The sequence below is a fragment of the Amycolatopsis sp. NPDC045836 genome (assembly GCF_056431745.1).
In genome coordinates, this window is sequence record NZ_JBWKKF010000001.1 from 460387 (window position 1) to 481534 (window position 21148).

Annotated in this window: 17 protein-coding genes; 11 read left to right on the top strand and 6 right to left on the bottom strand. The window is 71.5% G+C overall.

The window, feature by feature from the left end; translation table 11 throughout:
• Positions 1–82 precede the first annotated feature (82 nt).
• Positions 83–1210 carry a DUF1996 domain-containing protein gene (locus tag AC07EG_RS02245; protein ID WP_478251117.1) on the bottom strand — a complete coding sequence of 376 codons (1128 nt, stop codon included), beginning with the start codon at positions 1208–1210 and terminating at the stop codon, positions 83–85.
• A 638-nt stretch (positions 1211–1848) separates the two neighbouring features.
• Here AC07EG_RS02245 and AC07EG_RS02250 point away from each other — a divergent pair.
• The 7 genes from AC07EG_RS02250 to AC07EG_RS02280 all read left to right on the top strand — a co-directional run bounded on the left by AC07EG_RS02250 (position 1849) and on the right by AC07EG_RS02280 (position 10892).
• The gene (locus AC07EG_RS02250; protein ID WP_113696269.1) at positions 1849–2115 is read left to right on the top strand and encodes a hypothetical protein; all 267 of its coding nucleotides are present in this window, start codon (positions 1849–1851) and stop codon (positions 2113–2115) included.
• 7 nt (positions 2116–2122) lie between these two features.
• Positions 2123–2560: a hypothetical protein gene (locus tag AC07EG_RS02255; protein WP_478251118.1), complete on the top strand. Its 438-nt coding sequence runs from the start codon at positions 2123–2125 to the stop codon at positions 2558–2560.
• Between the two features lie 3 nt (positions 2561–2563).
• Positions 2564–5494, top strand: a complete 2931-nt coding sequence (locus AC07EG_RS02260; protein WP_478251119.1) for an ATP-binding protein — start codon at positions 2564–2566, stop codon at positions 5492–5494.
• Between the two features lie 67 nt (positions 5495–5561).
• Positions 5562–7616, top strand: coding sequence for a magnesium transporter (locus AC07EG_RS02265; RefSeq protein ID WP_478251120.1), 2055 nt, complete (start codon positions 5562–5564; stop codon positions 7614–7616).
• A gap of 4 nt (positions 7617–7620) precedes the next feature.
• Entirely contained in the window at positions 7621–8220 is a 600-nt protein-coding gene (locus AC07EG_RS02270; protein ID WP_478251121.1) for a hypothetical protein, read from the top strand.
• Between the two features lie 3 nt (positions 8221–8223).
• Positions 8224–9222 (top strand): C40 family peptidase, encoded by a 999-nt coding sequence (locus AC07EG_RS02275; RefSeq protein ID WP_478251122.1) that lies wholly within the window; start codon positions 8224–8226, stop codon positions 9220–9222.
• A gap of 11 nt (positions 9223–9233) precedes the next feature.
• Positions 9234–10892 (top strand): hypothetical protein, encoded by a 1659-nt coding sequence (locus AC07EG_RS02280; RefSeq protein WP_478251123.1) that lies wholly within the window; start codon positions 9234–9236, stop codon positions 10890–10892.
• 1 nt (position 10893) lies between these two features.
• On the opposite strand, the gene AC07EG_RS02285 is transcribed toward AC07EG_RS02280, so the two are convergent.
• Entirely contained in the window at positions 10894–11985 is a 1092-nt protein-coding gene (locus AC07EG_RS02285) for a chitinase (protein WP_478251124.1), read from the bottom strand.
• Positions 11986–12112: 127 nt separating this feature from the next.
• Between AC07EG_RS02285 and AC07EG_RS02290 the strand changes: the two genes are divergently transcribed.
• From AC07EG_RS02290 to AC07EG_RS02300, 3 genes are all read left to right on the top strand, one after another.
• Positions 12113–12310, top strand: coding sequence for a hypothetical protein (locus AC07EG_RS02290; protein ID WP_478251125.1), 198 nt, complete (start codon positions 12113–12115; stop codon positions 12308–12310).
• 61 nt (positions 12311–12371) lie between these two features.
• Complete coding sequence (locus AC07EG_RS02295) at positions 12372–13778, top strand: RNB domain-containing ribonuclease (protein ID WP_478251233.1); 1407 nt, start codon at positions 12372–12374, stop codon at positions 13776–13778.
• Between the two features lie 10 nt (positions 13779–13788).
• The gene (locus tag AC07EG_RS02300) at positions 13789–14571 is read left to right on the top strand and encodes a helical backbone metal receptor (protein WP_478251234.1); all 783 of its coding nucleotides are present in this window, start codon (positions 13789–13791) and stop codon (positions 14569–14571) included.
• Here AC07EG_RS02300 and AC07EG_RS02305 read toward each other — a convergent pair.
• Both AC07EG_RS02305 and gabT read right to left on the bottom strand, forming a co-directional pair.
• Positions 14528–15937: an aldehyde dehydrogenase family protein gene (locus tag AC07EG_RS02305; protein ID WP_478251126.1), complete on the bottom strand. Its 1410-nt coding sequence runs from the start codon at positions 15935–15937 to the stop codon at positions 14528–14530. The genes AC07EG_RS02300 and AC07EG_RS02305 overlap by 44 nt on opposite strands.
• Positions 15934–17256 carry a 4-aminobutyrate--2-oxoglutarate transaminase gene (gabT, locus tag AC07EG_RS02310; RefSeq protein WP_478251127.1) on the bottom strand — a complete coding sequence of 441 codons (1323 nt, stop codon included), beginning with the start codon at positions 17254–17256 and terminating at the stop codon, positions 15934–15936. Before gabT ends, AC07EG_RS02305 begins: the two co-directional genes overlap by 4 nt.
• Before the next feature lie 74 nt (positions 17257–17330).
• Here gabT and AC07EG_RS02315 point away from each other — a divergent pair, with 74 nt between their 5' ends.
• Positions 17331–18734 carry a PucR family transcriptional regulator gene (locus AC07EG_RS02315; RefSeq protein ID WP_478251129.1) on the top strand — a complete coding sequence of 468 codons (1404 nt, stop codon included), beginning with the start codon at positions 17331–17333 and terminating at the stop codon, positions 18732–18734.
• A 139-nt stretch (positions 18735–18873) separates the two neighbouring features.
• Here AC07EG_RS02315 and pip read toward each other — a convergent pair whose 3' ends face one another.
• On the bottom strand, positions 18874–19827 hold the full coding sequence (gene pip / locus AC07EG_RS02320; protein ID WP_478251130.1) for a prolyl aminopeptidase: 954 nt from the start codon (positions 19825–19827) through the stop codon (positions 18874–18876).
• A 413-nt stretch (positions 19828–20240) separates the two neighbouring features.
• Positions 20241–21116, bottom strand: coding sequence for a 3-methyl-2-oxobutanoate hydroxymethyltransferase (panB, locus tag AC07EG_RS02325; protein ID WP_478251131.1), 876 nt, complete (start codon positions 21114–21116; stop codon positions 20241–20243).
• Between the last annotated feature and the right edge of the window lie 32 nt (positions 21117–21148).

Sequence of the window (21148 nt, forward strand, 5' to 3'; positions counted from 1 at the left end):
CGGCCGAGTCGGGGGGACGCCGCGGTGGCCTTCACCGGTAACGGAGTGCTCGTGCGAAGTGGTTCCTGGCGGGTCCTCCCTCCTACTCGTTGCAGGTGCGGCCGGAGTTGATGCAGTCCACGACCCGGTTCATGATCGCGTTCGACATCACGTTGGCGAAGTCGTCGTGGTCGGAGCGGGGGTTGTGGTCCTCTTCCGGAAAAGCGTCCACTTTGTACTGTCCGGCGAGCTGGACCTCGCGCGGGATCTCGTAGGTCAGGCTGATCCGGAGCTGCGGCACGGCGGTGAAGCCGTCTGCGCACTGCCCGTTCTCGTCGGGGTAGACGATGTGGTCGCGGTGGTTCGCGCTGTCGGTGTGCTGCCCGTCCCAGCAACTCGGGAAGTCGTGCACGCGCACCACGTCGCTGCCCTCGGGGCAGATCGTGTACTCGCCGATGCGCACCCGGTCCTCGAAGCCGGTGCAGGTCCACGATTCGCGGGCGTTGGCGGGCCCGTTCGCCGACACCTTCGCGTCGCCGTAGAGCACCCGCAGGAACTTCGGCATCGCCTCGACCCCGGTCACCGGGCTGCCGCGGAAGGTGAGGTCGACGACCGCCGGACGCTGGATCTCACCCTCGTTCCCCGGCAGTTCCCCGTTTTCGTCCTGCGGGGGCAGGGGTTCGTCCTGCTGGCCACCTTCTTCGCCGCCCTGGTCCTGGCCGCCCCGCTGGCCCTCCTCTGCGTTGTCCTGCTGCTGCTCGGCTTCCCCGTCGCCTTCGGTGTCGATGCGGACGACCGGCCAGAAGTAGGCGGACTTGTCGCCGTTGGCGCAGGTGGTCCCGGCCGCCTGCAGGCTCTGGTCGTCCGAGTCGGCGTCGGTGGACAGGTTGCCGACGTAGTCGTGCAGGTGCTGGGCCCCGTTCCGGACGCCGGGCTGGGCGATGAAGTTGTCCGGGTTGAAGTGCCCGTTCTCGTTGCGGCCGCAGTCCACGGTGAAGGTGCCGGTGGACGCGTCGTCCTGCGCCTCGGGCTCGTTGACGTTCGGCTCGACGGTGGTGATGTCGACGAACTGGCTCAGGCCGGGGTTGTCGGCGCTGGCGGACGGGGGTGTGCCGGTCGTGGTGCCGACGACCAGAGCCCCGGCGGTGAGCACCGCGAGGCCGATGCCGCCGGTGGTCAGTTTCGCTTTCCGGGAGACGCGATGCCGTCCCGCGTGGCTGTCTCGGGCCATCGACTGTGTCACCTCTTGTTCGGCGTGGGGTGGTCCTGGGGGGCGCCGACCGGGGATACGGGCACTCCGCGCGCGGTGGACGAAAACGACGCCTGTTCGTTACTCTGCCGTTATAAACTCATCGTCGCTGATGAGCGGCCGGAGCAAGATCACCGAGAAGAGCAGTGGATGACCGAAAGTGAAGGGAAGTGGCGTAGAACAGTGGCGCCCCGCGCGTTCTCCCTGTTCGAACGGGTGAGCCCGCAAATGTGAAGTCCCGGTGAAGCGGGTTCACACGACGGAGGCCGCAGAGGGGACCGAACGGGGCATGCCACACTGTTCCCGGCGTGATCCATCACATAGCTCGGCCACTCGGAGTAGCCGAAAACCTCGCGTGTGAGTGAGTCGCTTCGCACACTAGGAAATCCGGGTGGACTGGGTTAATCCTGGACGCCCCGGCAACGATGATGGAGGGGATGGATATCGGTGAGAGTGGTCCACGCCCGCGTGGTGCGGAAGCGGGCTCGGCACGGGCTTTTGCGTGGAACGCCCTTTGACCCACCCCGTCTCGCGCCGCCATCATGTTCTGGCGCACAGTAGTAGGTTCGGCACGTTCGGCAATCGCAGCGGGCCGTCCCGCTGTACTCAGGAGTTAAGCGATGACCACCATGACCCTCGCGGCCCTGGCCCAGGATGGCGAACTGGGCACCAAGGGTGTGCGCGACTGGATGATCGACAACATCATCCCACTAGTCCTGCTGGCCGTCGCACTGCTGCTGCTCTGGCTGGGTGGTGGCAAGGGTGACAACGCCGGTGTGATGCGGCGCCTGGCCGGGGTGGTGATCGCGCTGGCGATCATCGGCCTCGCGGTCAGCGGCCTCGGCGTGGACGTCGGCGAATGGATCGCCGGCTTGTTCACGGGCTGAGGCACCCGTGCGCATCCGAACCGACGACGAGGTCTACCGCGTCGACGCCGTCTGGCTCGGCCCGCCGAAGGCGACTTTCCCCTGGCGGGCGCGTTACGTGGCCTGGGCGGTCGGTATTCCGGTGTTCCTCGTCGTGCTGACGATCGAACGCCAGATCGGCTTCGGCTTCGGCTTCTTCTCGACAGCGTGGGCGTTCGTCGCCACCATCGTGATCACCCGGCTGATCACGGCCAAGATCAGCCACGAGCGCCCCCTCAGCGCCGTTCTCACCATGTGGGTGCGGGAGCTGAACACCCCACGTGAGCGTTCCACCGGCACCGGTGGCGCGGTCAGCGCGAGCAAGGTCCGGGTGCGGACCGAACGACCCCGGCCCCGGGGTGCTCGCGGACGAGCCAGCAGCACCCGAGCGCGTCGCGGCGGCACCCACGCCGCGACGGGGAGGTAGTCGTTGTCCGGTCGCGGCGGTAGCCGAGGTAAGCGGGACCAGCGCCCCGTCCAGCCCAAACAGGGTGGTGGCGGCAGGCGGGGCCGCAGACTGCCCGGCGAGCAGGCGGTGCCTTCGTACACCCCGTCGATCGCCGCGCGCAGCATCGACGGGCACCTGCTGCGCACCGGGCACGAGGTCTACGCCTGGTACCGGCTGGCGCCGCAGCGCTGGTCGTTCCGCTCGGACTCGCAGCGCCGCGACCTGATCGCGGCCATCGCCGGGCAGTACGCCGAGCTGGCGGGCCGCTGGCTGCACCTGCGGGTGACCAACCGGCCGTACCCGATCCGGATGTGGGCCGAGGCGCACGTGCACAACGCGGTCGGGCGGCCGAAGGACGTGCCCGGCGCGCTCTCCTTCGACGACTACCTGATCGGCGAGCAGCAGCAGCTGATGGGCCGGTCGATGGCGGAGAAGGAGGTCTACCTCGGCGTCCAGGTGCAGACCCGCCGCGCGGTGGACCGGGCGGTGGAGCGGGCCGCGCCGCTGCTGCGCAAGATCCTGCCCGAGGCCGTGGACGCCGAGCTGATGGCGCTGGACTCCGAGGTCGAGCACCTCGACCAGGTGCTCGGCTCGGCCGGGCTGGAGGGCAGGCCGGCGCACGCCGACGAGATGTCGTGGCTGATGCACCGGTCGTGCTCGCTGGGCCTGCCCGCGCCGCGGAACATGCCCGCCGTGCCGGGGGCCGCCTGGGAGCCGGAGGATCTGGCCAGCTTCACCGACGCCGCCGACTTCCACGCCGACCCGTACGCCCCGACGGTCACCGTCCGCGGGCGCACCGGCTCGAACGCCGGGGTCACCCGGCACGTGGCGGTGCTGACCGTCGGGCAGATGCACGGCCTGCAGATCCCCGAGGTCGACGACCCGTGGGTGCAGCACGCCGACCGGCTGCCCGCGTCGGTGGAGTGGTCCGCGCGGATCTACGTCCGGCGCCCCGAAGAGGTCGCCGGTGAGCTCCAGCGCCAGATGAACAAGGTCCGCTCGCAGGTCAAGCACTACACCGACGAGCACGAGCTGGAGCCGCCGCAGTCGCTGGCGCGCCAGGCGTCGCGGGTGCTGGAGATCGACGACGAGATGACCTCGGGCTTCACCGCGCTGGCCACCCGCGTGCGGTCGTGGTGGCGCCTCGCGGTGTCCGGCCCGACCGAGCGCGACGCCCTGCGCCTGGCCCAGCAGCTGCTCGACCTGTACAAGCCGAAGATCGCCATCGAGCACCCCGAGGCCCAGTACGCGATGGCCAGGGAGTTCATCCCCGGCGAGCCGCTGGCCTCCGGTGCCTACACCCGGCGCGGTTCGGTGGTCTGGGCCGCCGCCGCGGTGCCGACCGCGACCGCCGAGGTGGGCGACCGCCGCGGCATCCTGCTCGGGGAGACCTGCACCGCGACCCGGCGCCCGGTGGCCTGGGACCCGTGGATGGCGCAGGAGATCCGCGACGGTTCCGGGCTGACCGCGATGGTGGCCGGCCTCGGTGGCGGCAAGTCCTTCCTCGGCGGCGGGATCGTCTACAAGACCCTGCGCGCCGGGGCGCACTGGACCATCCTCGACCCGTCCGGCCCGCTGTCGCGCCTGTGCGACCTGCCGGAGATCCGCCCGTACGCGCGGCCGATCAACCTGCTCAACGCCGAACCCGGCATCCTCAACCCGTACCGCGTGGTGGCCGAGCCGTTGCTCGAGCACTTCATGGACGAGGACGACCCCGAGCGCTCGTGGCGCCGGGAGAAGGCGCTGGCCGGGGCCACCCGGCGGCGGCTGGTGCTGGACGTGCTCACCGGGGTGCTGCCGTACGAGGTGTCCCGGATGCCGCAGAGCCGGATCGTGCTGCTGCGGGCGGTCCGCGCGGTCGGCGGCCGGTTCGACGCCGACCCCGGCCAGGTGATCGACGCGCTGCGCCGCGACTCCAGCGAGCACCACGAGCACGCCGTGGTGGTGGCCGACTTCCTCGACGAGATGCGTGAGCGCATGTCGCTGCTCATCCCGGAGGAGAACGCGGACCCGTACTCGGAGACCCGCGACGACCGGATGACCGTGCTCACCATGGCCGGGCTGACCCTGCCGAAGGACGGCGTCGGCCGCGAGCACTGGACCGACGCCGAGGCGCTCGGCGTGGAGATGCTGAACCTGGCCGCCTGGCTGACCCAGCGGTCGGTGTACGAGCGGCCGAAGGAGCAGCGCAAGGGCGTCTGGATCGACGAGGCGTTCTTCCTCTCCGAGGTGCCGACCGGGCGGGTGCTGATGAACCGCTTCGCCCGTGACTCGCGCAAGTGGAACGTCCGGGTGCTGCTGTCCTCGCAGATCCCGGCGGACTTCCTGCGCATCCAGGGCTTCGTGGCCCTGCTCGACTCCGTTTTCGTCGGACGGCTCGACGACGACGACGCCCAGGCGGACGCGCTGCGCCTGCTCAAGGTGCCGGTCGGCGTCGGCTACGAACAGGTGGTGGCCGCGCTCGGCCGCCGCCCCGGCGCCCACCGCGACACCGAACGCGACCGGGAGCCGCGGCAGTTCATCTTCGGCGACGGCGCCGGTGGCGTGGAGCGGATCCGGGTGGACTTCTCCGGGCCGCACCTGGAGCACCTGCGCAACGCGATGGACACCACGCCGGGTTCGAAGGAAGCCACCGGGCTGGTCCGGCCCGAACCCGCTCCGGAACCGGAGCCCCGCCACGTCCCGGTGCCCCCGGACGACGACGCCGCGACCTACGCGGAGTCGGACTTCGAACTCGCGGCGGAGCTGGAGGTCGGCTTGACCGAGGAGCAGGTGCTGTCCGAACCGGTGCCGGGTGGGCAGGCGCCCGGCGGTGACGGTGGCGGGAACGGCAACGGCCGGGGGCCGGACGGCGGTGGCGGTGTGCGGGCTTCGGCCGGCTCCCCGGGTGGACCGGGCCGGGACGCGGCATGAGCGGGGTCCGGGCAGCGGCGGTCACGGCCCGCCGCGGGCACAGGCCGGCGCCCGGCGGTGACCGGGCATGACCACCGTTCTGGTGCTCCTGGCCGCGGCGGGAGCTTGGCACTTCCTGCGCGGGCGCAGGCGGCGGGAACCGTCACCGGTGCGGCGCAAGCGGGCCGCCATGCTGATGGTGGTGGCCATCCTCGGCATCCAGGCCGTGGTCACCGCCCCGCAGGCGATGGCCGCCGAATGCGGGGCCGCCCCCAACCCGGAACGCCCCGGCTCCGGCATGGTCGGCGCGATCGACCCGCCGCGCCAGCACGGCCTGGACGGCAGCGCCTACCTCGACTACAGCTACGCCGGCATGGTCTGGCACGTCTTCGAGACCAACTGCGGCCCGATGTCCGGGCTGACCGACCCCAACTCCACGATCGACACCTGGGGCGGCAACCAGCTGTTCAACATCGCCAAGAACATCGTCGGCGCGACCAACTCGCTGCACTACACGGTGATGGAGGACGGGCTGCTCAGCCCGATCTACAACGCGGTGAAGTCCGGCGCGGAGAAGGTCTACAACAACATCTACGCGCAGTTGTTCGGTCTCGCCGCGCTGGTGCTGGCGATCATGATGTTCCGCAACATCTGGCGCGGCGACCTGTCCACGGTGAGCAAACGCGCGTTGTTCGCACTGGGTGGCGTGTGGCTGGCGGCTTCTTCGCTGGCGCTGCTGCGCTACCTGGACCCGATCGACGACGCGATCGTCAAGACCACGAGCAGCATCCAGGCCGGGTTCGTCGACGCCAACGACGCGGACACCATCGCGCACGAGGTGCTGCCCACCAACCTGCACAACCGCGTCATCTACGACAACTGGCTGCGTGGCGAGTTCGGCGCGCCGGACGCCGAGCAGGCCGAGCAGTTCGGCAGGCCGCTGCTGGACGCGCAGGCGTTCACCTGGACGCAGATGAACAACGACCAGGACGCCGACCAGGCCGTGGTCGACGCCAAGAAGGGCGAGTTCAAGAACATCTCCACCCAGCTCGGCCCGGCGACCGGGTACTTCACCGGTGAGGACGGCAGCCGGACCGGGGCCGGGTTCCTGGCGTTCCTGCAGAGCCTGGTGTATTCGCTGTTCCAGCTCTTCGCGAAGGCGGCGGTGCTGCTGGCGCAGGTGATCCTGCGGTTGTTCACGCTGACCGCGCCGCTGATCGGGCTGGTGGCGATCCTGCACCACGACATCCTCCGCCGCGTGGCGCGGGTGCTCGGGGCGGTGGCGTTCAACCTGATCGTGCTCTCGGTGCTGGCCGGCGTGCACGCGCTGCTGCTGCAGGCGATCTTCGACGCGGGCAACTCGCTGTCGATGCTGGTGCAGATGGCGATGGCCGGGCTGGTCACCATCCTGCTGTTCCTGGTCGGCCGCCCGGCGCGGCGGTTGTGGCAGATGGTGGAGATGTCGGTGAGCATGGTCGGCTCGGCCGTGCCCTCCCCGCGTGGCGGGCTGTTCTCCCGCTTCCGCAAGAACAACGGCGAACCCAGTCCGCAGGACGAGTTCTGGCAGAACGTCCGCGACACCGACGAGACCACCGGCACCGACGCACGCGGCCCGATCGGCGCGACGGCCGGTGGCGGCCGGTTCCGCCCGGAGGCGACCGTGTTCGCCACCGCCCAGCGGCTGGACAACGCGAACCTGGCCACCCGCCCCGCGGCGGCGTGGTCCGGGGCCATCCCCGGTGCGCTGCCGGGCGGCGGCCACGCCGAACTGCCCGCCGGAGCCGGTGGCACGCCGGTGTTCGGCGGGTTCGTGCCCGGCGGGAACCTGCCGGGCAACCAGCTGCCGCAACCGGCCAGCCGCCGGGTGGACACCTCGCCGGTGTTCGACCGCGGCTGGGACCGCGGTGACGACCCGGAACCGGTGGTGATCCCGTCGCGGATGACCCCGGGTGCCGGGCCGCAGCCGGAAGCCGCCTACGCACCACCGGTTTCCACGCCGGCCGTGCCCGCACCCCGCCCGGCGCCCCGCCGGGTCGACGCGGAAGTGGTGGGTGGCAGGCCGGTGCACGTGATCTACCGCCCCTCGCGCGGGCTCGAGGTGCGAGAGGACCTCCGTGACACCGATCGTGCCGTGAGGGGTTGACGCGATGCCGATCCGAACGAACCGCGGCCGCGCCGCGGTGTACCGCAGGCTGTGGGGCTGGCCGCTGCGGTCGACCACCCACCTGACCATCACCCTGGTGGTGCTCGCCGTGCTGCTGGTCGCGGCGGGCATCCTGGTGCCGAAGCTGGCCGGTGGCGGGAACGAACGCACCGGGCGGGCCGGGCAGATCTCGGTGAACCCGGACGACGGCAAGGCCGCGCCCGCGTCCCAGCGGTCGACCGGCCCGCTGCCGACGCGGTTGTCCCAGCCGCGCGAGTCGCCGACCTCGGCCGCCCCCAACGGCGACGCCATGCGCGTGGCCGAGCAGTTCGCCGCGGCCTGGGTCAACCACCCGCAGGGCATCACGAATGAGCAGTGGCTGGCCGGGCTCAAGCCCTACAGCACCGACGAGTTCCTGCCCACAATGTCCACAGTGGACCCGGCGAACATCCCGGCCACCCGGGTCACCGGCACCCCGGTGCCGATCAATTCGCTGACCAGCTCACTGGAGGCCGAAGTGCCGACCGACGGGCCGAAACTGTCCATCACCGTGGTCAGCACGAACGTCGGCTGGCGGGTATCGGCGCTCGACCAGGCGGGCTGAGCCGTGAAGATCGGCGTGCTGGCCGGGGTGCTGGTGACGGTGCTGTTCGCCGCGGTGGTGACCACCGGCACGGTCGCGGTGGTGGTGGAGAACCAGCAGGAGCAGGCGCTCGGTGGCGTGGTCAACCTCAGCTGCGACGCGGCGGTCGGCCCGACGCAGCCGGGGCAGCAGGGCAAGGGCGCCACGGACGCGGCGAACCTCAAGGACGAGCAGCTGCAGATCGTCACGCTGATCATCACCATCGGCAAGCAGCGGCAGCTTTCGCCGCGGGCGTGGCAGATCGCGATCCAGGCGGGCATGACCGAATCGGGGCTGCGCAACCTGAACTACGGCGACCGGGACTCGCTGGGCATCTTCCAGATGCGGCCGTCGATGGGCTGGGGCACGGTCGCGCAGGTGACCGATCCGCCGTACCAGGTCAACAAGTTCTACGACGTGCTGCTCGGGGTGAAGGGCTGGGAGACCATGCGGCCCGGCGACGCCGCGCAGGCGGTGGAGCGCTCCGGTTTCCCGGACCGGTACCACAAGTGGGAACCGATGGCCGTGCACCTGGTGGAGAACGTCGGCGAAGTGGTCGACGCCGCGGGCTGCGGCGAGGGCACCGGCGCGGTGCTGCCGCCCAGCCAGACCGCCGCCAAGGCGATCGAATTCGCCTTGGGAGAGCAGGGAAAGCCGTACGTCTGGGGCGCCACCGGCCCGAACTCGTACGACTGCTCCGGCTTGATGCTGCGGGCGTACGAGGCGGCGGGCGTCACCCTGCCGAGGGTTTCGCGGGACCAGTACAAGGCGGGTGCGATGTTGCCGGTGGAGCAGGCGCAGCCCGGTGACCTGCTGTTCTGGGCCTACGACCCGTCGAACCCGAAGACCATTCACCACGTGGCGATGTACCTGGGGGATGGGAAGATGGTGGAGGCGCAGCAGAGCGGCGTGCCGGTGCACACCAGGAAGGTCTCCTGGGACGAGGGCGAACTGGTCGCGCAGGCGGTCCGGCCGGGAGTTTGAGGAGTCAGTTGGTGGCGAAGAAGTTCGGCAAGCGCGGCAAGAAGAAGGACGCCCCGGAGGACCCGAGGAACATGTTCGGGCCGCCGATGCCGCGCCGCGGTGGCCCGCCCGCCTCGAGCACGCCGCTGGCGGACTTCCTGGACCGCGGCTGGCCCGGGGTCGACGAGGGTTACGTGGTGCTGCCGCGGTCGCTGGCCGAAGGCATGTCGTTGCCGTGGCAGCAGCAACTGGCCGAGCTGCTCTCGCAGTTCCACGGCGCGCACCGGGGGCTGTCGTGGCCGATCTACCGGGTGACGCCGTCGCGGTACGAGCGCCTGGTCGACCTGGACGAGGAGCAACTCGCCGAAGCGGGCTACCTGGTCGAAATCGACTACGACGGGGAGATGGTCTACCGGGAGCGCAGCGGCAGGCGGGTGGAGAACCCGGAGAACACCACCGTGCTGGTCGCCACCCTGGACCCGATCGTGCGGCAGCGCCCGCCGGCCCCGCCGCGCCAGGAGGCCCCGGCGGAAAAGCGCACCCCGGTGCCGATGAACCTGCCGCCCGCGCCGGTGTGGCGGACCGTGCCGACGTCTTCGGAGGCACCGGCGGCTCCGCCGTTGCCGGTACCCGAACCGCCGAGGAACGTGGCCGCCCCTCCACCGGCTGCGGCGGATTCCCCACTGGCCGCGGCGATCGGGACGCCTGTTGCCGGTTCGCCGGCTTCGGTGGCGGGTGCGCCGGCTCCTTCGACTCCCGAGCCGCTCGTGCCGGCCGCGCAGGTTCCGGTTGCTGCTCCGCCGGTGCCGAGCGCACCCGAGACCCCAGCACCTGCCGCCGCCGGGGCCTCGGCGCCGGTGGCCGAACCACCTGCCGCTCAGTCGCCTGTGGCCACCAGCCCGGGGGTGCCGGTCGCTGAGCCGCCCGCTGCCGGTTCGGGGGTGCCGGTGGCCGAATCACCCGCTGCCGGTTCGGCGGTGCCGGTCGCCGAGCCGCCCCCTGCCGGTTCGGCGGTGCCGGTGGCCGAGCCATCCGCTGCCGGTTCGGCGGTGCCGGTGGCCGAGCCGCCCGCTGCCGGTTCGGCGGTGCCGGTGGCCGAACCGCCCGCTCGTGTTCCGAGCGTTGCCGATTCGCCGCTCACCGCCGCCATCGGCGCCGAGCCGCAGGCACCAGCTGCCCAGTCGCAGGCGCCAGCCGCCGAGGCGCCGGTGCGGCCTGCTGCCGAGCACCCGGCCCAGCCCGCACACGTCAGCCCGCCACCGGCAGCGCCCACGGCCCCGGAGCAGCCCACTGGTGTGGCTCAGCAGCAGCCGCCCACCGGCGCCGGACCAGCGCAGCAGCCGGTCCAGCAGCCGTCCGTCAACACGACGCAACCGGCACCCCAGCGAATCGTGAATCCGCCGTTGGCACCCGGCGAGAACGCCCTGTCGACCTCAGGTCAGCTGCCCGTGGTGCCACCGGCGACGGCGAGGCCGGTTTCCGAACTCGACGAGCCGTTCGCCGTGCCGTCGGCCCAGGCCGATCCCGACGACACCGACACCCCGCCCCGCGGCCTGCCGCTCGGCGATCGCGGCTGGTTCGACGAGCTGCCCGACTCGGCATCGGCGGCTTCTTCGTCGGAGCCGCCGCAGGAGACCGGGTTCGGCCCCAGCGGCGACCCCACCGAAATCCCCTACCGCTACCGGAAGTAGCTCATCGCGGCAGCTTCGCCCGGTGCGCCTTCGAGAACTCCTGGCCGGTGAACTTGTCCCAGTTGATCGACCAGGACATCAGCCCGCGCAGGTTCGGGTAGACCCCGCGCGGCTTGTACGCGCCGCAGTTCTGCGCCTTCATCAGGCAGTCCAGCGACTTGTGCACCTCGGCCACCGGGGTGAACCCGTTGCCGGCGTAGCTGTTCGCCGGCAACCCGAAGGCGACCTGGTCCTGCCGCAGCGGCGGGAACGGGTTCTTCGGGTCGCCTTCGATCGGGAAACCGGCCAGCACCATGTCGGTCATCGCGGTGTGGAAGTCGGCGACGCCCATCGTGTGGTACTGGTTGTCCAGCCCCATGATCGGCCCGGAGTTGTAGTCCTGGACGTGCAGCAGCGTCAGGCTGTCCCGCATCGCGTGGATCACCGGCAGGTACGCCGCCGCCCGCGGGTCGGCGCCGCCCCACTTGCCGCTGCCGTAGAACTGGTAGCCCAGCTGCACGAAGAACGTCTCCGGCGCCATCGTCAGCACGAAGGCGGCTCCGTAACGCGCTTTCAGCGTCTTCAACGCCGAGATCAGGTTGACGATCACCGGGGTGGTCGGGTTCGCCAGTGTCCGGTCACCGGTGTTGAGCGAGAGCGAATGGCCTTCGAAGTCGATGTCCAGCCCGTCGAGGCCGTACTTGTCGATGATCGCCGAGACCGAGCTGACGAACCGGTCGCGCGCGGCCGTGGTGCTCAGCTGCACCTGGCCGTTCTGGCCGCCGATGGAGATCAGCACCTTCTTGCCCTGCGCCTGCTTGGCCCTGATCGCCTGGGTGAACTCGGCTTCGCTCTCCACGTTGGGGCACTCCGCCGCCGGGCACAGGGAGAACCGCAGGTCACCAGAGGTGACCGAGGTCGGCTCGGCGAAGGCGAGGTTGATGATGTCCCATTCGTCCGGCACGTCCTGCATCCGGACGTAGCCGGAGCCGTTGGCGAAGCTGGCGTGGAGGTAACCGACCAGCACGTGCTTGGGGAGCGCGGCCGCCGCCGTGCCCGGGGTGACCAGGAGCAGTGCGAGCATCGGCAGCAGGGCGGTGAACAGTCGTCTCATCCGGAGCCTCCCGAAGGCTGGTGACGCAGGTCACTCCGAATTGGACTAGACCAATGGAACACTTGTCAAGTGGTCTAGACCAGCGCACGGGTCGCGCGAGCGCCGCCGAGGTGCCAGGCTCGAACCCATGGCGAAGGATCCGAACCCAGACCCCGGCTGGTACTACAACACCCGGACCAACGAGGTGGAGCACCTCGAGCGCGCCCGTTCGGTGGACCTGCTCGGCCCCTATCCGGACGAGGCGACCGCCCGGCGCGCGCTGGAGATCGCCCGCGAACGCACCAGGGCCGCGGACGCCGCGGACCGGGCATGGGACGAGGACTAGCACCCGCTCGACCCCCCGGAACAGGCACGATTCGGGTTAGGGTCGTCTGGTGGCCCCCGCAGTGATCCGCCCGCACCCGGCCGATGGTGACTTCGGCCGGTTGCGCACCGAGTTCGCGCTGCCCGACGGCTTCGGCGCCGACGTGCTCGCCGAGGCCGAGGCCGCGGTGATGGACCCGCTGCCGCAGGACGGCGACCGCGAGGACGCCACCGGGTTGCCGCTGGTCACCATCGATCCGCCCGGCGCGAAGGACCTCGACCAGGCGTTGCTGGTGGAACGCCGGGCCGGGGGCTTCCGCGTGCACTACGCGATCGCCGATCTGGCCGCCTTCGTCGCGCCCGGCGGCCCGATCGACCGGGAGGCGCGGCGCCGCGGTCAGACGCTCTACCTGCCCGACGGCAACGTGCCGCTGCACCCGCCGGTGCTCTCCGAGGGGGCCGCGAGCCTGCTACCAGGGGAAACCCGGCGCGCCGTGCTCTGGACCATCGACACCGACGCCGACGGTGACCCCCGGTCGGTGCACGTCCGACGCGCGCTGGTCCGGTCCACCGAGCAGTTCGACTACGAGACCGTGCAGGCCGCCGCCGACACCGGCCGCGTGCACCCGTCCATCGCCGCCCTGCCCGAACTGGGGCGCCTGCGCCGCGAGCTGGCCGTGCACCGCGGCGCGCTGGAGCTGCAACTGCCCGAGCAGGAGATCAACGCCGACGAGAACGGGAACTGGCGGCTGATGCGCCGTCCCCGCACCGACGTCGACGCCTGGAACGCGGAGATCTCCCTGCTCACCGGCATGAGCGCGGCCAAGATCATGCTCGACGCCGGCACCGGTGTGCTGCGGACGCTGCCCGAGGCCGAGCCGGACGCGGTCGACTGGCTGCGCCGCTCGGCCCGTGCGCTGGGCATCGACTGGCCCGCCGAGGCCGGGGTCGCCGAACTGCTGTCCGCACTGGACCCCGGGCAGCCGGAATCGCTGGCGCTCTACGCCGACGCCACCCGCCTGCTGCGCGGCGCCGGGTACACCGCCTTCGACGGCGGTGCGCCCGACGGCCTCACCCACGCCGGCATCGGCGGCCCGTACGCGCACGTCACCGCGCCGATCCGGCGCCTGGTCGACCGGTTCGCCACCGAGGTCTGCCTGGCGGTGACCGCGGACCGGCCGGTGCCGGAGTGGGTGCGGGCGGCGCTGGACCGGCTGCCCGAGCTGATGAGCGCGTCGGACACGCTGGCGGCCAAGGTCGAACGCGCCTGCGTGGACCAGGTCGAGGCGTGGATCCTGGCCGACCGCATCGGCGAGACCTTCGGCGCGGTGGTGCTGCGGGCCGAGGAGGCGCGGGCGGAGGTGCTGCTGGAGGACCCGCCGGTGCTCGCCAAGTGCACCGGCGAGGGGTTCACCGACGGCGCGCGGGTGACCATCCGGCTGACCGCGGTGGACGTGGACAAGCGCAAGGTGAGCTTCGAACGGGGTTGAGCGCATGCGGATGACCGACGACCTCGGCGAGGACGTGCCGCTGACCGGCGCGCCGGACCGGATCGTGTCGATGGTGCCGTCGCTGACCGAGGCGGTCGCGGTGAGCGCGCCGGGCAGGCTGGTCGGTGTCACCGACTACTGCACGCACCCGCCGGAGCTGGACCTGCCGCGCATCGGCGGTTCGAAGTACCCGGCGGTGGACCGGATCCTCGACCTGCGCCCGGACCTGGTGCTGGCGAACGCCGAGGAGAGCCGTCCCGACGACGTGGAACGCCTGCGTGCCAACGGCGTTCCGGTGTGGGTGATGGCCGCGGCGGCGACCGTGCCCGCCGCGCTGGGGTCCCTGCGCCGCCTGCTCACGCAGGGGCTCGAACTCGACCAGCCGGACTGGCTGGTGCAGGCCGAAGACCTGTGGCGGGAGACGCCGCCGGTGCGGGCGACGGCGATCGTGCCGGTCTGGCGCAAGCCGTGGGTGGTGCTCGGCCGGGACACCTTCGGCGGTGACGTGCTGCGCCGCCTCGGCGTCGGCCTGGCTCACGCGGACCACGAGGACCGCTACCCGCGCCCGGAGCTGGACGAGTTGCGCGCGCAGTTCGAGCGCGGGGCGGCGGACCTGCTGGTGCTACCGGACGAGCCGTACCCGTTCACCGACGAGGACGGGCCGGAGGCGTTCCCCGGAGTGCCCTACGTGCTGGTCTCCGGGCGGTTCCTGACCTGGTACGGCCCGTCGCTCGTGGAGGCGCACGCCGCTACAGCGGCAGCCCTGTCAGCACGGTTACCCGCTCTTCGGTGAGGTCGAGCATCGCCGCGGCCGGGCCCTCGCGCCCGACGCCGGAGTCCTTCACCCCGCCGTAGGGCATCTGGTCGGCGCGGAAGCTCGGCACGTCACCGATCACCACACCGCCGACGTCGAGCCGGGCCGCGGCCTCGAAGGCGGTGGGCAGGTCGCGGGTGAACACCCCGGTCTGCAACCCGAACCGCGATTCGTTGACCCGGTCGAACGCCTCGGCCACCGAGCCGACGCGGTTCAGCGTGACCACCGGGCCGAACACCTCGTCCGCGAGCACCTTGGCGTCTTCGGCCACGCCGGTCAGCACGACCGGGGTCAGCGTCGCCCCGTCGCGGGTCACCTCGCCGCCGGCTTCGCGGACCCACGATTCGACCCGTTCGGCGGCGGCGGTGTTGATCAGCGGGCCGACGTCGGTGCTCTCGTCGTTCGGGTCACCGACCCCGAGCGCGGCCACCGCCGCGGTGACCTTCTCCACCAGTGCGTCGAAGACGTCGGCGTGCGCGTAGACGCGCTGCACCGAGATGCACGACTGCCCGGCCTGGTACATCGCGAAGGTGGCGATGCGCTGCGCGGCGAACTCCAGGTCCGTCCAATCCGGACAGACGATGGCCGCCGCGTTGCCCCCCAGTTCCAGCGCGACGTGCTTGCGCGGTACGCGGTCCCGGATGCCCCAGCCGACCGGCACCGATCCGGTGAACGAGACCACCGGCAGCCGCGGATCGCTGACCAGCCGGGCCGCCACGTCGTTGCCGGTGGGCAGGATCGACCAGCTGCCGGCGGGCAACGCGGTCTCCGCGAGCAGTTCACCGAGCAGCAAGGCGGTCAGCGGGGTGGCGGGGGCGGGCTTGAGCACGATCGGCGCGCCGACCGCGATCGCCGGGGCCACCTTGTGCGCCACCAGGTTCAGCGGGAAGTTGAACGGGGTGATGCCGAGCACGGGACCCTTCGGCACCCGCCGCACCAGCGCCATCCGGCCGGTGCCACCGGCGTCGGTGTCCAGTCGCTGCAGCTCGCCGGAGAACCGGCGGGCCTCTTCGGCGGCCCAGCGGAACGTCGACGCGGCACGGGCGACCTCCCCGCGTGACCACTTGACCGGCTTGCCCGATTCGGCGGTGATCAGCCGGGCGAACTCCTCGGCGCGTTCGGTGATGCGGCGGGAAACGTGGTCGAGCGCCGTCGCGCGCACGTGGGCGGGCGTGCGCGCGGCTTCGGCTCGGACCTCGTGCGCGGCCCGCACGGCGGCTTCGACTTCGGCGTCACCGGGGACGGCGTGCGTGCCGGCTGGTGCGTTGTCGTAGGGGCTGCGGATCGTGGTGGTTTCGCCGTTGGTGTGGGGCTTTCCGGCGATCCAGAACGGGAAGGTGGTCATTTCGCGGCCTCCGCGAGGATTGCCTGCTCCAGGACGGAGATGCCCTCGTCGAGCAGTTCGGGGGACAGGGACAGCGGCGGCAGCAGGCGCACGACGTTGCCGTAGGTGCCGCAGGTCAGCACCACCACGCCCGCCGCGTGGCACGCCTTGGCGACGCGACCGGTCAGCGCCGCGTCCGGCTCGCCGTCCCGGACGAACTCGGCGGCGAGCATGGCGCCCCGGCCGCGGACGTCGCCGATCACGCCGGTGCGTTCCACCAACGCGGTCAACCGCGGCAGCACGGCGTCGGCGATGCCGCGGGCAGCCAGGTCCAGCCGCTCGGTGCGCATGGTTTCGATGGACCCGAGTGCGGCGGCGCAGGCGATCGGGTTGCCGCCGTAGGTGCCGCCGAGGCCGCCGGACGGCACGGCGTCCATCAGCTCGGCGCGGCCGGTGACCGCGGCCAGCGGCAGGCCGCCGGCGATGCCCTTCGCGGTGGCGATGAGGTCCGGCACCACGTTCTCGTGGTTCGAGGCGAACCAGTCGCCGGTGCGGCAGAAGCCGGTCTGCACCTCGTCGGCGACGAAGACCGCGCCGTGGCGCGCGCACCACTCGGCCAGCGCGGGCAGGAAGCCGGGGGCGGGCTCGATGAAGCCGCCTTCGCCCTGGATCGGCTCGATCACCACGGCGGCGACCTGGTCCCCGCCGATCTGCTTCTCGATCCGGTCGAGCGCGGCGGCCGCGGCCTCGGGACCGGTCAGGCCGTCGCGGTGGGGGTAGGAGCCGGGCACCCGGTAGACCTCGGGCGCGAACGGGCCGAAGCCGTGCTTGTACGGGACGGACTTCGCGGTCAGCGCCATGGTCAGGTTGGTGCGGCCGTGGTAGGCGTGGTCGAACACCACGACGGCCTGGCGGCCGGTGGCCACGCGGGCGATCTTCACCGCGTTCTCCACGGCTTCGGCGCCGGAGTTGAACAGCACCGAGCGCTTGGCGTGGTCGCCGGGGGTCAGGTCCGCGAGCTCCTCGCAGACCCGCACGTAACCCTCGTAGGGCGTGACCATGAAGCAGGTGTGGGTGAAGTTCCCGGCTTGCGCCCGGACGCGGTCGACCACGGCCGGGGCGTTGTGGCCGACGTTGGTCACCGCGATGCCGGAACCCAGGTCGATCAGCTGGTTGCCGTCGGCGTCGGTGAGCAGGCCGCCGTCGGCCGAGGTGATGTAGACGGGCAGCACCGAGCCGACGCCCGCGGCGACCGCGCTGCCGCGGCGGTCCTGCAGGGCACGGGAGGCCGGGCCGGGGATTTCGGTCCGCAGCCTGCGCTGCGTGAGCTGGGCGGTCATGGGTTCAGGATGCGTCCGGCGGGTCCGGCCGTCAGGTGCCGGTTTGTACAACCTGGCCGGTAGGATTCGCCAGCGTGGCACTTACCCTGCGGCAACTGGCGACGGCGGAGGGGTTGCCGGTGCTGGCCGGTTCGGCGGGCCTGGACCGGACGATCGGCTGGGTGCACCCGACCGAGCTGCTCGATCCGACGGCGTTCCTCGACGGCGGGGAGCTGCTGCTGACCACCGGGCTGGCGCTGGGCGGTGCCTACGGGGCCTATGTGGACCGGCTGGTGGCGGCGGGGGTGGCCGGGATCGGCTTCGGCAGCGGGCTGAGCCACCCCCGGGTGCCGTCGGGACTGGTCTCGGCGGCTGAGGCCGCGGGGTTGCCCTTGCTGGAGGTGCCGCACGAGACGCCGTTCATCGCGATCACCAAGGCGGTGTCCGCGGCGGTGGCCGCTGACGAGTACGCGACCGTGGTGCGGACCGGGCGGGGGCAGCAGGAGCTGACCCGCGCGGCGGTCGGCCGGGGCGGTCCGGGGGCGGTGGTGCGGCGGCTGGCCAGGCTGGTGGATGGCTGGGTGCTGCTGCTGGACTCGGGGGCGGTGGTGGAGGCCGTTCCGGCTTCGGCGCGGTCTTGGGCTGGTGAACTGCGGGTTTCGGAGCTGCGGGGGACGCGGGGTGCGCGGGTCTCGTCGGGGGACGAGGTGGTGTTGCACTCGCTGGATTCGCGAACGGTGCTCGCGGTGGGGCGGGCGGCGGCGTTGGATTCCGCTGAGCAGTTCATCGTGAACACGGCGGCTTCGCTGCTCTCGCTGGCGTTGCAGCGGAATCGGGAGCAGAGCGGGGTTCTGTCGCGGTTGTCCGCGGGGTTGCTGGAGCTGTTGCTGTCCGATGTGGACTTGGCGGTGCCGGCGATCCGGGGGTGGTGGCCTTCGCTGCCTGCGCCGCCTTGGCGGGTTGTGGTCGTGGTGGGGGCCGCGGCTGGGCGGCGGGCTTTTGCGGATGCCTCGGGGGATTCCTTCTGCGTTGCCCGGGATTCGGATGTGGTGGTGATCGCTGCCTCACCGGCGGATCTGGAGCCGGTGGTGCGGCGCCTCGGCCTGCACGCCGGAATCTCCGCGGCGACCGACCCCACGACTGCCGTCCGCCAGGCCGAACAGGCCGCTCTCGCTGCCCGGGGCCAGGGGGTGCCCTGGCTGGACTTCACCGAGTACGCGGGCACCGGCCTGCTATCACTGCTCCCAGAAGAGAGCACTGCTCTCTTCGCAGACGCTCTGCTCTCGCCTTTGAGCACCGATCTCATCGAGGCTTTGCGCTGCTGGCTGGAAGAACACGGCCACTACGACGCCGCCGCCACCCGCCTGGGCATCCACCGGCACACCCTGCGCAACCGCCTGCGAAAAGTGGAATCCCTGATCGGCCGGGACCTGGCCTCCCCCGGCACTCGCGCCGAACTGTGGATCGCCCTCTTGTTCAACAATCCCCCAGGCGGATAACCCCCAGGTCGCCCGGGTTGCTGGTTCGCAGTTCCCGCTCCAGGGGCGCCATGTCCGCCGACGATGCCGTGGCCACAGCATGGCCACTCCTTCACCGCGGCAACCTTGAGGATTGTTCAACAAGCCTCAAGGTCAATAGTCAGCGAAACCGATCGGTGGCCGCTCGCAACGCGGCCAGCACACCCGGATCGTTGACCGCGTGGCCCGCCGTGTTGAGCAGGTTCAGCTCCGAGCCCGGCCAAGCCTGGTGCAGTTCCCAGGCGGTGATCGGCGGGCAGACCGCGTCGTATCGGCCCTGGACCAGCACGCCCGGAATGCCGGTCAGCTTCGCGGCGTCACGGATCAGTTGGCCTTCGTCGAGCCAGGCGCCGTGGGTGAAGTAGTGCAGCGCGATGCGAGCGAACGAAAGCGCGAAATCCGGCCGGCTGTAGCTCTGCAGGTAGCTCGGCTGCGGAATGAGCGAAACGATCGCGCCTTCCCAGGCGCTCCAGGCGATCGCCGCGGCTTCGCGCACGCCGCGCTCCGGGTGGTAGGCGAGGCGCCGGTAGGCGGCCATCGGGTCGTCGCGCTCGCGTTCGGGGATGGGGGCGAGGTAGTCGCCCCAGGCGTCGGGGTGGAGCCGGGAGGCGCCGTCGCGGTAGATCCAGTCGAGTTCGCTTTGCCGGGCGGTGAAGATCCCGCGCAACACGATCTCGCTGACGCGCCCCGGATGCGTTTCCGCGTAGGCGAGCGCGAGCGTCGCGCCCCACGACCCGCCGAACACCTGCCAGCGATCGATGCCGAGGTGCGCCCGCAGCCGTTCGAGGTCGGCGACCAGGTGCCAGGTCGTGTTCGCCGACAGGTCGACCTCGGGGTCGGTGATGCTCGGCGTGCTGCGCCCGGACCCACGCTGGTCGAACTGCACGATGAGGTACGCCGACGGGTCGAAGTGCCTGCGGGACAACGGAGTCAGCCCGCTGCCCGGCCCGCCGTGCAACACCACGACCGGCTTGCCGTCCGGATTGCCGGAAGTCTCCCAGTGCACGAGGTGCCCGTCGCCGACGTCGAGCAGTCCGCTCCGGAACGGCTCGATCGCCGGGTACAGCTCATCCATGCGCACCACTGTGCCTCATCCGCAGGGAAGGGTGGGGGCTCGCTCCCGCCGCCAGACTGAACGAGCCCCCAGTCGATGGGGGTTCAGCGAACAGGCGCGGCGCGCGATACGCGCATCGTCTCCTCCTCTTCGAGGACCCGTGGCGGCGGTGCTCAAACGCTAAGCCACTGACTGAATACAGTCAAGTACATGACCTTTGTTCACAACCTTGAACAAGGCTCAACCATTGCCTCCCCCGTCATGGCCAGCCCGCGCTTCGCGGCTGAGCTTGAGCCTGCGCCGGGGCCAAGTGAACAACGGGCCGAGAGAGCGGGCGAACGAACCACCGCGGACGGAGCCGGCACGCGGGCAGGCAGAGGTAGTGCGACGGCGGGCCGTGGCAGAGCGGTACCCGCCGATCCGGAACGCCCGACTCAGTGGAACGAGTGCTCAGCCCCCGGGAACTCGCCTCGGCGGACGTCGGCGGCGAAGTTGCCAGCGGCTTCCGACAGGACACCGGCCAGATCCGCGTACCGCTTGACGAAGCGCGGGGCCTTCCCCCGTCGCAGGCCGGCCATGTCCTGCCACACCAGCACCTGCGCATCGCAGTCCGGGCCCGCGCCGATGCCGACGGTCGGGATGGACAGGGTGTGCGTGACCTGCTTGGCCACCTCGGCGGGCACCATCTCCATCACCACCGCGAACGCACCGGCCTCCTGCAGCGCCAGTGCGTCGGCGACCAGCTCCTCCCCGGCCGCACCCCGGCCCTGCACCCGGTAACCGCCCAGGTTGTGCTCGCTCTGCGGGGTGAACCCGATGTGCCCCATCACCGGCACCCCGGCCGACGTCAGCGCCGCCACCGAAGGCGCGAACTTCCGCCCGCCCTCCAGCTTCACCGCGTGCGCCCGCCCCTCCTTCATGAACCGCACCGCCGTCGCCAGCGCCTGCTCCGGGGACAGCTGGTACGAACCGAACGGCAGGTCGGCCACCACCAGCGCGTACTTCACCGCCCTGGTCACGCCGCGCACCAGCGGCAGCAGTTCGTCGACGGTCACCGGGAGCGAGGTGTCGTAGCCGAACACGTTGTTCGCCGCCGAATCGCCGACCAGCAGCACCGGGATCCCGGCTTCGTCGAACAACTCCGCGGTGTACATGTCGTAGGCGGTGAGCATCGGCCACGCCTCCCCGCGCTCCTTCAGCTCACGCAGGTGGTGCACCCGGACCTTCCGGCGGGGTGCGGGAGCGGCGGCCGAGGGACCGGAGCCGTACGGTGCGGCCAGTTCGCCGCCATCAGTGCCGGGGGCAGACATCGTCGTCGACCGTCCCTTCGCTCGTTGACCAC

What these genes read in the sequence shown, in the direction of transcription:
- AC07EG_RS02245 (WP_478251117.1), bottom strand. Translation starts at nt 1,210, where the DNA reads ATGGCCCGAGACAGCCACGCGGGACGGCATCGCGTCTCCCGGAAAGCG.
- AC07EG_RS02250 (WP_113696269.1), top strand. Translation starts at nt 1,849, where the DNA reads ATGACCACCATGACCCTCGCGGCCCTGGCCCAGGATGGCGAACTGGGC.
- AC07EG_RS02265 (WP_478251120.1), top strand. Translation starts at nt 5,562, where the DNA reads ATGACCACCGTTCTGGTGCTCCTGGCCGCGGCGGGAGCTTGGCACTTC.
- AC07EG_RS02270 (WP_478251121.1), top strand. Translation starts at nt 7,621, where the DNA reads ATGCCGATCCGAACGAACCGCGGCCGCGCCGCGGTGTACCGCAGGCTG.
- AC07EG_RS02285 (WP_478251124.1), bottom strand. Translation starts at nt 11,985, where the DNA reads ATGAGACGACTGTTCACCGCCCTGCTGCCGATGCTCGCACTGCTCCTG.
- AC07EG_RS02290 (WP_478251125.1), top strand. Translation starts at nt 12,113, where the DNA reads ATGGCGAAGGATCCGAACCCAGACCCCGGCTGGTACTACAACACCCGG.
- AC07EG_RS02300 (WP_478251234.1), top strand. Translation starts at nt 13,789, where the DNA reads ATGACCGACGACCTCGGCGAGGACGTGCCGCTGACCGGCGCGCCGGAC.
- AC07EG_RS02305 (WP_478251126.1), bottom strand. Translation starts at nt 15,937, where the DNA reads ATGACCACCTTCCCGTTCTGGATCGCCGGAAAGCCCCACACCAACGGC.
- gabT (WP_478251127.1), bottom strand. Translation starts at nt 17,256, where the DNA reads ATGACCGCCCAGCTCACGCAGCGCAGGCTGCGGACCGAAATCCCCGGC.
- pip (WP_478251130.1), bottom strand. Translation starts at nt 19,827, where the DNA reads ATGGATGAGCTGTACCCGGCGATCGAGCCGTTCCGGAGCGGACTGCTC.
- panB (WP_478251131.1), bottom strand. Translation starts at nt 21,116, where the DNA reads ATGTCTGCCCCCGGCACTGATGGCGGCGAACTGGCCGCACCGTACGGC.